The sequence below is a fragment of the Paenibacillus sp. FSL H3-0329 genome, from assembly GCF_037963285.1.
Taxonomy (GTDB): domain Bacteria; phylum Bacillota; class Bacilli; order Paenibacillales; family Paenibacillaceae; genus Paenibacillus_AQ; species Paenibacillus_AQ odorifer.
On sequence record NZ_CP150150.1, the window covers coordinates 2,681,007 to 2,693,989 of the forward strand.

General features: G+C 44.8%; 13 protein-coding genes. 11 read left to right on the top strand and 2 right to left on the bottom strand.

The window, feature by feature from the left end:
- The first annotated feature begins 21 nt into the window (after positions 1-21).
- The 4 genes from NSQ66_RS11540 to map all read left to right on the top strand — a co-directional run bounded on the left by NSQ66_RS11540 (position 22) and on the right by map (position 3,925).
- Positions 22-1,200: an NAD(P)/FAD-dependent oxidoreductase gene (locus NSQ66_RS11540; RefSeq protein WP_036685891.1), complete on the top strand. Its 1,179-nt coding sequence runs from the start codon at positions 22-24 to the stop codon at positions 1,198-1,200.
- A 164-nt stretch (positions 1,201-1,364) separates the two neighbouring features.
- Positions 1,365-1,991, top strand: a complete 627-nt coding sequence (locus tag NSQ66_RS11545; protein WP_076100709.1) for an SGNH/GDSL hydrolase family protein — start codon at positions 1,365-1,367, stop codon at positions 1,989-1,991.
- A 174-nt stretch (positions 1,992-2,165) separates the two neighbouring features.
- Entirely contained in the window at positions 2,166-3,146 is a 981-nt protein-coding gene (locus tag NSQ66_RS11550; protein WP_339279692.1) for a hypothetical protein, read from the top strand.
- Positions 3,147-3,178: 32 nt separating this feature from the next.
- Positions 3,179-3,925, top strand: coding sequence for a type I methionyl aminopeptidase (gene map / locus NSQ66_RS11555; protein ID WP_076100706.1), 747 nt, complete (start codon positions 3,179-3,181; stop codon positions 3,923-3,925).
- 195 nt (positions 3,926-4,120) lie between these two features.
- Here the strand turns inward: map and NSQ66_RS11560 are convergent, their stop codons facing one another.
- Both NSQ66_RS11560 and NSQ66_RS11565 read right to left on the bottom strand, forming a co-directional pair.
- Entirely contained in the window at positions 4,121-5,209 is a 1,089-nt protein-coding gene (locus NSQ66_RS11560) for a hypothetical protein (RefSeq protein ID WP_036685899.1), read from the bottom strand.
- Positions 5,210-5,242: 33 nt separating this feature from the next.
- Positions 5,243-6,229, bottom strand: coding sequence for a hypothetical protein (locus tag NSQ66_RS11565; protein WP_076100704.1), 987 nt, complete (start codon positions 6,227-6,229; stop codon positions 5,243-5,245).
- Positions 6,230-6,450: 221 nt separating this feature from the next.
- Here NSQ66_RS11565 and NSQ66_RS11570 point away from each other — a divergent pair, with 221 nt between their 5' ends.
- From NSQ66_RS11570 to NSQ66_RS11600, 7 genes are all read left to right on the top strand, one after another.
- Positions 6,451-7,254 (top strand): electron transfer flavoprotein subunit beta/FixA family protein, encoded by an 804-nt coding sequence (locus tag NSQ66_RS11570; RefSeq protein ID WP_249267739.1) that lies wholly within the window; start codon positions 6,451-6,453, stop codon positions 7,252-7,254.
- 158 nt (positions 7,255-7,412) lie between these two features.
- Positions 7,413-8,453, top strand: coding sequence for an electron transfer flavoprotein subunit alpha/FixB family protein (locus NSQ66_RS11575; protein WP_244886467.1), 1,041 nt, complete (start codon positions 7,413-7,415; stop codon positions 8,451-8,453).
- Positions 8,450-9,145, top strand: a complete 696-nt coding sequence (locus NSQ66_RS11580) for a hypothetical protein (protein WP_076141742.1) — start codon at positions 8,450-8,452, stop codon at positions 9,143-9,145. Before NSQ66_RS11575 ends, NSQ66_RS11580 begins: the two co-directional genes overlap by 4 nt.
- Before the next feature lie 26 nt (positions 9,146-9,171).
- Positions 9,172-10,029: a hypothetical protein gene (locus NSQ66_RS11585; RefSeq protein ID WP_036685907.1), complete on the top strand. Its 858-nt coding sequence runs from the start codon at positions 9,172-9,174 to the stop codon at positions 10,027-10,029.
- 12 nt (positions 10,030-10,041) lie between these two features.
- Positions 10,042-11,190, top strand: a complete 1,149-nt coding sequence (locus NSQ66_RS11590; protein WP_052096964.1) for a DegT/DnrJ/EryC1/StrS family aminotransferase — start codon at positions 10,042-10,044, stop codon at positions 11,188-11,190.
- The gene (locus tag NSQ66_RS11595; RefSeq protein ID WP_036685909.1) at positions 11,187-12,194 is read left to right on the top strand and encodes an ATP-binding cassette domain-containing protein; all 1,008 of its coding nucleotides are present in this window, start codon (positions 11,187-11,189) and stop codon (positions 12,192-12,194) included. Before NSQ66_RS11590 ends, NSQ66_RS11595 begins: the two co-directional genes overlap by 4 nt.
- Positions 12,191-12,982 carry an ABC-2 family transporter protein gene (locus NSQ66_RS11600; RefSeq protein WP_036685911.1) on the top strand — a complete coding sequence of 264 codons (792 nt, stop codon included), beginning with the start codon at positions 12,191-12,193 and terminating at the stop codon, positions 12,980-12,982. Before NSQ66_RS11595 ends, NSQ66_RS11600 begins: the two co-directional genes overlap by 4 nt.
- Position 12,983 lies beyond the last annotated feature (1 nt).

The window sequence follows — 12,983 nt, forward strand, 5'->3', positions numbered from 1 at the left end:
GTAAGGGACGGAGGAAACATCATGTCTAAACATATTGTCATTCTAGGAGCAGGTTATGGTGGTCTACTAAGCGCCTTAACCGTACGCAAGTATCTCAAAAAAGATGAAGCTAAAATTACTGTAGTTAATCAGTATCCTACCCACCAAATCATCACAGAATTGCATCGTCTTGCAGCAGGTAGTGTTGCAGAGGGTGCTGTTGCTATGCCTCTAACTAAGCTTTTCGCAGGTAAAGATATTGACCTGAAAATCGCGAAGGTTAATTCATTTTCTGTGGAGAACAAACAAATTGTTCTTTCTGATGGTGTGACACTTACTTATGATGCGCTTGTTGTAGGTCTTGGCAGCACTACAGCTTATTTTGGCATTCCAGGGCTTGAACAATACAGTATGGTATTGAAATCAGCTGCAGATGCTAACAAAATTCATCAACATATTGAGGATCGTATTCGTGAATATGCGAAATCGAAAAATGAAGCAGATGCAAACATCCTGATCGGTGGCGGCGGCTTAACAGGTGTTGAGCTTGTTGGTGAAATCGCGGATGTATTGCCTACACTTACTAAAAAATATGGCGTTGATCCTAAAGAAATTAAGCTTATGCTCGTTGAAGCAGGTCCTAAAATCCTTCCAGTATTGCCAGATGCATTGATCGAACGTGCTGTAGCAAGCTTGGAAAAACGTGGTGTTCAATTCTTGACAGGTCTTCCTGTTACGAATGTAGAAGGCAATGCGATTGACTTGAAAGACGGTCAAAAAATTATTGCTAACACGTTTGTATGGACTGGTGGCGTACAAGGAAATCCACTCATCGGCGAATCCGGTCTTGAAGTTAACCGCGGTCGTGCAACGGTGAATGAGTTCTTGCAATCCACTTCTCACAAAGATGTATTCGTTGCTGGTGACAGCGCGGTGGTCTTTGCAGAAGATGGACGTCCATACCCTCCAACTGCTCAAATCGCTTGGCAAATGGGTGAATTGATCGGATACAATCTGTATGCCTTCTTGAAAAATAAATCGTTTGAAAGCTTTAGCCCAATCAACTCTGGTACGCTTGCTAGCTTAGGCCGTAAAGACGGTGTAGCCATCGTTGGTGCAAGTTCTACTCCGTTAAAAGGCTTGCCTGCAACTCTGATGAAGGAAGCAAGTAATATTCGTTACTTGTCCCACATTAAAGGATTGTTCAGCCTAGCTTACTAATATAGTTTAACCCTAAACCCTGCTCGAATCTGAGCGGGGTTTTTGTTATTGTTTTTTTAGTGAAATGTTTGCATTATTGATGTTTCGTAGTAGGCTGTATTCATTGTATTTGATATAATAGATTGGGTTATATTAACAGAGGTAGTTAGAGGAGGATTTCATTTATGATATTCCAACAAAACGATGTCATTCTGTTTCAAGGTGACAGCATAACAGACTGGGGACGTAATCATGAAGACGCTTCATCGCTTGGAGTGGGTTATGCAATGATGGTCGCCGCTCGTCTGGGGTATTTATATCCAGAGAAGAATCTTACTTTTATTAACCGTGGCATTGGTGGCAACCGTATTGTTGATTTACAGGGGCGTTGGGATAAGGATTGCCTGGATTTGAAGCCGACTTGGGTGTCCATTTATATTGGAATTAACGACACTTGGCGCCGTTTTGATTCTGGTGAAGAAACCACTCCCGAGCAGTTTGAAGCTTCATATCGGGACCTGATTAAACGCACTCAGAAATCTTTGGATGCTAAATTAGTGCTTATAGAGCCTTTTGTTTTGCCTGTACCGGAAGATCGTAGAACTTGGCGTCAGGATCTTGATCCTAAAATTCATATTGTCCGCGAGCTGGCACGTGAATATGGGGCGCCGCTGGTTCCGCTAGATGGACTTTTTGCAGCGGCCTCCGTAAAAGCAGAACCGGCTTACTGGGCATATGATGGAGTACATCCTACTCCTGCAGGTCATGCACTTATTGCGGATGCTTGGCTCAAAACGATGGGAGCAATCTAATCAATTGTCATTTTAAGACTAGAACCACGCTTTAATAAGCAGGTTGTAGTCTTTTTTTAATCGCGTGTTAGTAAAGTCGTTTTTATATATTTAACGACACTGTTATAATTGGAATATGCTTATGTATTGGAGGCGATTCGCATTAGGCGGTTAATATGGATAGCACCTTTGTTATTGGTCGTAGTGTTAAGCGGATGTAAAAGTGATTTGGGCTTCATCAATGCCAGATGGATCGAAGGCGTGTCGTTGACACCCGTGGCAACTAGTGATCAGAAACAAGCGGATCGTCCTTTGCACTCAGAGAGCTTAACGCTAAAGGATTCTGTTTTGATCAAGACGCTTGCGGAGGCTATGAACAAGAGTAAAAAATTTTCTGATGATCTGGATTGGGGTCCGGAATTTGAAATGAAGCTTGTTTATGGGGACGGCTATTCGGAAGACTATTACATAGCGCTTGGAGATCAACTTGGACATGAAGGGATGTTTACTACAGCGGAGAACAGCAGTCAGGGCTACACGATTCCTGTGAAAAACTCTGACCAGTTAAGAAAGCTCATTTATGGAACAATCGATACGGAGAACATTGAACAGGCAGACCCTGTGGAGACTTCTGTCGAGGTAACAGGTCCAGTAACCCTATCACATAATGAACTGTCTCCGGTCACAGGCAGAGCGGGATTTTTAAATCTGCAACTGCTAGAGGGGACATATAGCGAAGATTGGACTACACCCAGTCCGTTAACGGGAAGAAACTGGAGTGGCCGATTTAGACTAGTTGTGACTGATGAACAAGGGAAAACGCTGAGTAGCTATCCGTTAAATGATCAATTTGCCCAGACCTTTAATGATTTTTTCCAGCTTCAGTTTGAGGATTATAATGGAGATGGTGATCCCGATTTTACGATCGGACAATATGGAACGAGTAACGGTTATTTCTATAAGCTTTTTACACTCAGAAGAAATAACGTGATAGAAGAACTGCCTATTAAACCTGAAAATCAGCTGTTTATCAGCAGTCCTGAGCGGTATTCCATAAAGCTGGATAAAGTTGATGAGCATAGCTTCAAGAGAAGTTACTACGATAACGCAGCAGGCAAACAAGTGGAAGATACTTTTCAGTGGGTAGGGAGTGCATTTCAGAGGCTGGACAATTGATTAATTCATGAAGTGAGAGGAATGTGTGTTGGATGACAAGTGATACGGTACAAGATTTAGAAGGGTTAAAAGCTATTGGAAAAGTGGTGGGCCACACCATCGCCGAGATGAAAAAGAAAGTAACCCCTGGGATGACGACTGCGGAGTTGGATCTTATTGGAGCTGAGATTCTGGAAAGCTTCGGAGCATCCTCAGCCCCGAAGATAACTTATAATTTCCCGGGCAGCACCTGCATCAGTGTGAACGAAGAGGTTGCTCATGGTATTCCGGGTCCGAGAGTGATTAATGCTGGCGATTTGATCAACATTGATGTCTCTGCTGAGCTGAATGGGTATTATGGGGATGCTGGCGTTTCTTTTCAACTGCCGCCCTATAACGATGATATTCTGCGTTTATGCCGGAGTACTGAGGAAACCATGATGAGTGTAATCAATCATCTGCGGGCAGGGATGAAGGTTAACGAGATCGGCAGAATGATGGAATTAGAAGCTCGGAAACGCGGGTATAGAGTGGTGCGTAATCTGTGCAGCCACGGAATTGGCAAATCACTGCATGAGAAGCCTTTTGAAATTCTACCCTTCTATAATCCAAGAGTGACCACAGTACTGAAGGAAGGACAAGTAATTACAGTAGAGCCTTTCCTCTCGACTGGAGCGGACTATGTTGAGCAGCAATCGGATGGCTGGACGCTAAGTGTTGTAGATAACGGTCGGGTAGCGCAGTTTGAACATACGATTATCGTGACTAAAGGTGAGCCTATTATTCTGACTAGTGTGTAAGCCCGAATAGCGACTTAAAGGGGTGGAGGATGGAGGGGGATATGAGCAAAAGCCTTACCCGGACCCTCCGTTCCTTCCATGTCGTTAGCGAAGTTGTTATTAGCCGTGATAAGTGGCAATGCGGTAAATACTTTAAAGAGACCTGTCTATTTGACAAGTCTCTTTTTTTCTAGGATGAGGCGTTACGCTTATATCCTATATTTGGCATAAATTATCGATGTTTTTTTCAATGGAATGATAAAACAGGTCTTCCGCATGAAGGACATAGGCCATGTATTCTTCCATCTGGTCAGTAAGTGTAAATTCATTCATGATATACTGCCTGGTCATAACATTCCTTAAAAGTTCCCATTGTTCGATGCTTTGCCGAGCACAATGAATGACATCGCTGAGAGCATTAGGATTTGCTAAGGAATTCAGCAGCAACAGCAATACTTTTTTCCTATCTGAATGACGGGTGAGCGTCGTCCGGGTTAAAGAGTAAAGGTCATGGGGGCGGTTTGAAATCTTTGTATTGAGGATGAAACGTCCACTTGCAAACAGATTGTTCAGTTCCTGGATGGCTGATCGTCCGATATATTCCAGGCGGCCTTCGGTACAAGAGGGCGGCTTATAATAATTCGATAGTGCGGTTCTTAAAATGAGCGAGGCTCGGGCTGGCAATTCAGCAAGCTCATCTTGATTAGGATGTACTGTGAAACAGGAAAACTGCCGATTGTAGGCATCCATAAACGAAGTTTTGGCATCTTGACCGATATTTTTGTTATGCGGATAAGGCTTGAAATACTCTTTGTTGTAATTTATATAATTGTCCAAGAAATAAAAATCAGTTGCCGTCTGCCCTAGGATCAAAAATATATGCCCATCCACAATATGATCTGTTTCCAGAGCCGGGTTTAATTCAAATGTTCTATAAAAGGGGACTCGTTTCATTAACGTATTGACAAATACGACTTCGTTATTTGCTAACAGTGTCTCTATCGTCTGGATGGCTGCCTCTGCATTGTTGCTAAAAGTATGTTTATTAGCGACTGTTATATAATCCTCGGGATCTTTGATCTCGTTCAAGCTTAATTCAAACTGGTCACTGTCAGTATGGGTAACTAATTTCAGATTAAAATCATCTAAAAACATCTTGTACAATACGCTAGAATCATTGACATACCTCTTTAGCATGAAAAAAATATTACGGGTATAGCAGTTTCCCAGTGACTGTACCTCTGCAATAGGCTCCCCTGCAGAATTATAGTAATATTCCATTTCTAACGTCTGCAACGTCTGCATAATTGTCCCTCCAACTGCTGCTAATTCTCCAATTCATCCCTTGGAGCCGAGCGCGCTTATTATTTCGCCCAATAATTTGGTTTCGTCTGTTTGTATGGTCAACAGAGAATGTTTGAGTGCGTCTAGCACCTTGGGGTCCATGGACAGATTATACCGAAGCACCATATTTCTGTTCAGAAGAGAGCGTTCTTCAAGCTCAGTACAACGCTCAATCCATCGGTCGCTTTGCAGCAGGAGTTTTATTTGTTGGAGATATTTAAGTCTTAAAACCATAAGCTTCTTATGCTCCCACAGCAAATGATAGGCTCTAATGTCAAGCTCAGGGTCATCTTCTTTAGGATGCTCCATTTGATAAATGAGGTGTTGGTAAACACTTTGTCCATAGATGCTGGTAGTGGTATGGTTAATAAAATCGAATGAGCGCTTGGAGGATAGATATCGCTGCAAGCTGTCGACAATCTGTTCGACGTTTAAATCAAATTCTGCATCGATTTTGCTAAGCAAAGTTACACGCGTAATAAAATTTTCTTCCCCGGACAGATAGTCAAAGGCGGATTCCAGTTCGGAAAAGGTGCATTGAGCGGTCATAAATTTACCGCCCGTAATATTGTCCCGAATGCAGACTGTTTGGCGATCAAGATCGTAGCCGTAAATTAATGTCTCGTGAAAACGGTGCTCTTGGCCGAACTCCTGAAATGCAGATATAAAGTACCGGTCGAGATGGCACCATACATAGCAATCGCCGTTGATAGAGTCTACTACAAAATCCGTAAAGGAAGACCACTTGGAAATGATGGTTCTAGGCAATATGAACTTATTGAGAAATGGGCAATAATCAACAAGAAGCTCATGATTGTCAAAAAAGTAAGTTTCCCAATCCGTTACATATCTCAGCTGAATGAAGTTGGAATAAACCCAGGGCCATATGCGGTTATCCGAAGAAATAATAGAAAACAAAGTCCCATAGGCGTTGGAAGTATTTATTAGTGGATCGGAAACGGGTAAAGTAATTTTACTCAATTTACACCTCCATATTCCCCTTATATGTAAATGAAAATGAAATAAATGACATTATTATACTATAATAATTGTTCATTCCAATTATGTGATGATAATCATATTATGATAATAAAGGGAAATGGTAATCTGGCGAAGAATAGTACTTTTGGAAACATTTTGACATACGTTTCTCTGATAAAAAAGCAGCAGAATGTGATGGGAGGAGCGATATATTGCGAATAGTGGTTTGTTTAAAGTTTATTGCACACGTGAACAAAGGCGATGTGCGTGGCATTGCTGATGGCCGTAAGATCTCGGCCTCACCGCCACCGAAGGCAACCTTTGAGCTAAACTATCCGGACCGGCAAGCCATCCATGTGGCATTGGAGCTGAAGAATAGCTGTAATGCTAATGTAACTCTTATTTCCATGGCCCCTCCCGGTTGTAAAACGGCTCTGCAGGAGTTTATGGGTTATGGAATCGATGAGGCAGTCCTGCTCAGCGACGCTTCTTTTGCCGGTTCGGATACATTGGCGACATCGCTGGTACTGGCTCGTGCTGTTGAGAAGCTTGGTGGATGTGATCTGGTTCTGACCGGCAGCCATTCAACCGACAGTGATACCGGTCAGGTAAGTCCGGGAATCGGCGAGTATCTAGATATCCCCCACGCGATAAATGTAACACGGTTTGAGGATATTTCGACCGATGAGGTATTGTTCCACCGCCAGCATGACGAAGGGGTAACAACCAGACAGTCTTGCCGGCTTCCGGCAGTATTGAGTATTGGTGGAATGACAGCCGTCTCTGAGTTGAAACCGCTAACAATTGCTGCCAAATTGCATGCCAGAACCAAGGATATTCTGGTATGGTCCTGTCATGACCTTGGCCTTGACCCACAGACGGTTGGTTTGGCAGGCTCGGCTACTGAAGTAGTTTCAGTGTACGAACAGCACTCCGAAAGAAAGGGGATTTTGCTAGAAAGCGATGAATATCTACGGGTATTGGAGCCGATAATCAGCAAAATCAGCGAGGTTAGAAATGGATGATTAGGATTGATCAGGAACAATGCACATATTGCCTCCTGTGTTTAAAACGCTGTCCCGCCGCTGCAATCAAGGATGAGGATGAGGGCTTGCGTATCGACGTTGCGGCATGTACTTATTGCTCAGTCTGCACGTCTTGCTGTCCTAACCAAGCCATTATAATGAAAGACAGGGCACAGGAGACCAGACAACCGTACCCTGAGCATGAGGGTATTTGCCTTGTTGTGGAACATGCTGAAGGCGCTCTCTCTTCATATTTTCCGGAACTGGTTACCGCAGCAAAACAGCTGCAGGCTATGAGAGCCCAGCGCATTTACGCTTTGGTGGTCGGAGAGCGTATAGAAGACCTAGCCCAGCGTCTGCTTCAGTGGGGAGTAGATGAGGTGTGGATGGTGAACAAACCGGGAATACAGCGTTACGCCGAAGATATTCATTATAATTTGATTTCTGCGGTGCTCCGGGATCAAAGACCGTCTGTCGTACTAGGTATGGCTACCGCATGGGGGAGGTCTATTTTCCCCAGAGTCGCAGTTCGCCTGCGGACGGGGCTATGCGCCGATTGCATCGATTTGAAGATGGGACCGGATCACGGGGATTTTATTATTACCAGACCGACGCAAATGGGCGAGCAATTCGCTGAGATAAAAATACCGGCAAGACGGCCGCAAATGGCAACTGTAAAAACCAATTTTTATTCCGCTGCTGAGACCGCACACGTCGCGCAGGGCAAGATTGTTGATCTAAGCTCCCTGTATTCTTGCTCTTCCTCAGTCCTGCAGTTTATGGGAGTAATTGAAGAAGCCGCGGGCAAGGAGAACATCGAGACTACAGAAATTATTGTTGCTGCCGGGAGAGGCATTCAAAACGCAGACAATCTTCGTTTAATCTATGCGCTCGCCGATGCGCTTGGGGGGAAAGTAGCGGTTACCAGACCGCTTGTAGAATGTGGATGGATGGATAGTATGCATCAAGTCGGACTGACAGGTAAAATGGTCAAGCCCAAACTGTACATCGCCTGCGGAGTGTCTGGGGCAGTGCAGCATAAGGTTGGGATGCATCATTCGGAGACGATAATTGCAATAAATACGGATCGCAATGCACCTATCTTTGATTACTCCACATATGGGATCGTAGGCGATCTTTTTACAGTCATACCTGAAATATTGTCGGCATTGAACACAGTACAGGAGGTTGGGCGATGATTGAGAAGGAGCTATTAAGACAACAAACGCTGCATACGATTGGCGTCATGCTCGATGAGCACTTGCTTCAGAAGGAGGATATGTTCAGGTTTCAAAGCGATGTCCACGACACACATTCTCCGGAATACATCCGGAGCGAGATGGAGAATTGGTACAGAACATTAGGAATCGAATATATCATCCAGCGAAAATTTTCACTTCGGATGCCGCAGTTTACGAGAGAAGAATTAGAAGAAGCGGACCGAAGAAACGAGATCATTTTATGTGTTCCCCAAGGCGTCAGTCGCAAGCAATTAGGCTGCTTGTTTAATATCCGCAATTGGGCGCTGGAGAGTGAACTGGTCGCAGCAACTCCGGAAATTGAGGATTTCTGGTTCACCGTTCCGCGGACAACCGAACCGGATATGCTGGATCGGACGGCTGTGGAAATACAGCGTACATACAAGAAAACCGGAAAATTGGGAATGAGTCTGGAGCGGTATCTGGTATTTGTCGCCCGCATGAGGCATCTGACAGGACAAACACCGGATATAAGGACAAAGATGTGGATTACCAACGGCAAATATGAAGGAAAGGCGATGCTTGTGGTTGGTTTCGACTCGGCTGGCGAGTTTACAGCACATGGCTGGATGCCGAATTTCCACTCGCCTATGGTGGGCGGACGTTATACCTGGATACCTGACCATATATAAACAGTAAGGAGACGGTTATTTCGGCTATGTACAATAAGTTCACTGAATCGGGACCTCAGCCTAGTGTACACTTCACCGCTGCTCGCAAGGCGGAACCGGGTCCTAATGAATTGTTCATTACCAACCGTTTTACTTTAACGGGAACGGTAAAGGACCCATCCTGCTTGCAGCTTTTTCATGGGGCATGCCATTTACCAGGGCATTATCCTTACTCCAGTGTCGGAGTAGTGACTAAAGCGGGGCTTGGAGCAGAGCATCGCGTAGGCCAAGCTCTTGTGTTTTCTCCTCATTATACAAAGGATGTATGTGTCCCTCTGCACAGTGGGGTGGATGGTCAGATCTTTATTTCCAACGACTTAGACCCTGTGACAGCTGCGTTTGTTCCTATGTTTTGTGTGGCACTAAATGTGTGTGAAGAGCTGGCAGATGAAGGCATTAAAACGGTGGAACTGTGGGGAATGGGACTGCTAGGAAAGCTTTTATTAAGGTTGCTGGAGCAGGATGAAGATTTGAGCTTCAGTGTTGAAAAGAAGGAGGCCAAGGATGAGATTTGGGCCGGGTTAAACAGCGGTGTGTGGGACTGCGAGGAGAGAGCCATTGTTGCACTTGATTCGGACCTGCTCTCGCAGGTTCAACGGCATTCGGCTTTAAAAAACCATCCACCAGACCAGCACATACAATTTATTGATCTGACAAGACCTGGAATACTTAAGGAATCCATAACGCATGACCGTATTCAGGAAATCTCTCGCAGAATTGGGAAGCAAGAGCTTGAAGTAACCAGCCTAATTGCCCAACATATTCATGCGGAACATATGGAGCAATTTATCAGGCAAGCGGCGGAAGGCTTTTTTGAAGGGAAAACTGTAGTCTATGACTGGTAGAGGAGGTTCGTCATGCAGTTGACACAAGGTGTTATGGATGTACCCGCACTCGATATTGCATTTTCTGAGCAGGAGCGGCGTATCATTATGGAGCGAATTGATGATTGTCTGTCGAGAGGAGCGTTGAGTCAGGGTAGGTATGTACAGGAGCTGGAGGAACGTTTTGCCCGGTATGTAGGAGTTACTCATGCCATTGCGGTTAATTCGGGTACAAGTGCGATTGAAGCGGTAATGAGAGTGCTCGAAGTAAAGGGGCAGGAAGTGCTGGTTCCGGCAAATACGTTTATTGCCACGGCTTCCAGTGTCCTGTTTGCCGGAGGGCATGTTCGCCTTGTTGATATTGATCCCCGTACATTTTCGGTGTCGCTGGCTGAAATAAAGAAGCAGGCCACGAGTCGTACCCGAGGGGTTATTATCGTACATATTGGCGGAATTGTTACACCGGAGATTGAAGAAATCAGGCAATGGTGCGATGAGCAGGGGCTCTGGTTATTTGAAGATGCCGCTCATGCACATGGCAGCAGGATGGCCGGAAAAGGTGCGGGAGCTTTCGGAATTGCCGGAAGTTATTCCTTTTTTGCCACGAAAATCATTACCTCGGGGGAAGGAGGGATCATTGTCACAAACGATCATTCAATGGCTGAGAAGCTAAGAATGTTCCGCAATCATGGCAAGCCCCAGCCTTGGGAGACTTACCACACCTCGCTTGGCAATAATTATCGAATGAGTGATATCACAGCAACGATAGCGCTTACCCAGTTTGAGCGGCTCGACGCGATCATTGAACAACGGGAAGCGATCGCCAACCGTTATACTTCCTTCTTTACGAAAAATCTTCCTGATTTCGAGATTGTGATGCCGCAGGACAGATGCAGTTGGTATAAGTACATTGTTATAGTGCCTTTAGACGTTGACAGTTCCGATTTGAAGGACAGACTCAAGGAGAAAGGCGTTTCGCTCCAAGGGGAGGTATATGCAACGCCGCTTCATAGGCAGCCGATCGCTGCTTCCCTACAGTTCAGTGGGGAATATCCGCTAGCGGATGATTATTGTCGGCGTCATATCTGCTTGCCGATTTATCCCAATTTGACTGATCAGCAGATCGATTATGTTTTGGCTGTATTCTTAAGTGTGGTCGCAGAGTTAAGGGGGCAGCAATGAACGAGGGCATTATTATTGATAATCTGAGAAAGGTCTATCGCGTCCCTGTAAGAGAACATGGGTTAAAGCATGCGTTCAAAAGTCTGATCAAAATGGAATACAACGAAGTTGAGGCGGTAAAAGGTATCGACCTCAGGGTTGAGCCGGGAGAAATTGTCGGGTTCATCGGACCTAACGGCGCGGGAAAGACAACCACGCTGAAGATGCTCTCCGGTATCCTGTATCCGACATCAGGCAACATTTCCGTCTATGGCTTCAAACCGTGGGAACGCCAACATAAGTTTCTGCGCAACATCAGTATGGTAATGGGGAACAAATCGACGTTAACCTGGGATATTACGGTCGAGGACTCTTTCTTTGTGATGAAGGAAATATACGGAGTCTCTGATGCTGATTTTAAACAAAGACTCAACGAGCTAAAAGAACTACTGGATATAGGGCATCTGCTTAAGAATCAGGCACGGAATCTCTCTTTGGGAGAACGCTCCAAGTGTGAATTAACAGCAGCGTTGTTACATCAGCCACGTGTATTGTTTTTGGATGAGCCTACTTTGGGGCTGGATGTTAGCATGCAGCTGCGGCTTCGCAGTTTTATCAAGGAGTATAACCAAAAACATGAGACAACCATCCTGCTTACCAGTCACTATATGGAGGATATTTCTTCCCTTTGTAAACGGGTTGTGCTGATCAATCAAGGCAAGCTGTTATACGACGGATCTCTGGAGCAACTGAGCGGTAAAATAGCTCCCTACCGCATTCTCAAAGTCAGTTTTATGGATGAAGACGTAACGGGCACAATTGAAGAGCTAAAGGAGAAGTTTACTGACAGCTTGCAGGTCATGGAGCTTGCGGAAAGCTACGTATTGTTTAAGATTCAGAAGGAAGCTGTACCTGAGATTGTTTCAGAAATCTTTAATAGCTATTGCATTGGAAATGTAACAATCAATGATGCTCCAATCGATTCGGTAATTGATGAAGTGTATCGAGAGGGGAGGCTCCTTTGAATTTTCGCGGAGGCTTTGCGCTGATACGTAGGACTATGTTCGGGTTTATGGCTGAGAAAGGTTTTTTCTGGACATTGACGCTTGGTTGGATGATGGGACCTATCATCTATATGTTTGTTTGGACCGTTGCTGCGGGAGATGGAAGCATAACCGGGTTCACTCAGCAGGATTTTGTGAGGTATTATATTCTGTTAATTCTTGTGAACCAGCTGACCTACCCTACATCACACTGGACGGTCGGCGATCAAATCTATGGCGGCAAGATGTCGATTGTATTATTGAGGCCGATATCGCCTTTTTACGATGTGGTTGCATCAGATTTGGCTGTCAAAATCGTCTGTATGCCTTTTGTTATATTTGTTGCCGGTGTGGCTGCCATTTTTTTGAACTTCAGACTGGCTATATCCGGTCTGGACTTGCTGGTGGCCGTATATCTTCTTCTCATGGCTCAAATAATCAGATTTATGCTGGCCTATACACTTTCCCTGTTTGCATTTTTCACCAATAAAATCAAGTCCTTGCTTTCTATTAATGACACCCTGGTATTTTTGCTGGCCGGACAGGTAGCGCCTTCGTCGTTGCTTCCGGGATTTATGCAGGATATCTCGGATTATTTGCCTTTTCAATATATGATCAGCTTTCCGATAGAGTTTTCCCTTGGAAAGTTGGATCATTCACAGCTTGTTTTTGGCATAATTGTTCAATTCGTTTGGGCGGTCGTTATCATATTATGTAACCGTTTAGTGTGGAAAAAAGGGATTCGTGCATACATGGCCGTGGGAGGGTAGG

Excerpts from the sequence above, each read along its gene's own strand:
- NSQ66_RS11560 (WP_036685899.1), bottom strand. The coding sequence starts at position 5,209 with ATGCAGACGTTGCAGACGTTAGAAATGGAATATTACTATAATTCTGCA.
- map (WP_076100706.1), top strand. The coding sequence starts at position 3,179 with ATGACAAGTGATACGGTACAAGATTTAGAAGGGTTAAAAGCTATTGGA.
- NSQ66_RS11540 (WP_036685891.1), top strand. The coding sequence starts at position 22 with ATGTCTAAACATATTGTCATTCTAGGAGCAGGTTATGGTGGTCTACTA.
- NSQ66_RS11575 (WP_244886467.1), top strand. The coding sequence starts at position 7,413 with ATGAAAGACAGGGCACAGGAGACCAGACAACCGTACCCTGAGCATGAG.
- NSQ66_RS11545 (WP_076100709.1), top strand. The coding sequence starts at position 1,365 with ATGATATTCCAACAAAACGATGTCATTCTGTTTCAAGGTGACAGCATA.
- NSQ66_RS11595 (WP_036685909.1), top strand. The coding sequence starts at position 11,187 with ATGAACGAGGGCATTATTATTGATAATCTGAGAAAGGTCTATCGCGTC.
- NSQ66_RS11585 (WP_036685907.1), top strand. The coding sequence starts at position 9,172 with ATGTACAATAAGTTCACTGAATCGGGACCTCAGCCTAGTGTACACTTC.
- NSQ66_RS11580 (WP_076141742.1), top strand. The coding sequence starts at position 8,450 with ATGATTGAGAAGGAGCTATTAAGACAACAAACGCTGCATACGATTGGC.
- NSQ66_RS11590 (WP_052096964.1), top strand. The coding sequence starts at position 10,042 with ATGCAGTTGACACAAGGTGTTATGGATGTACCCGCACTCGATATTGCA.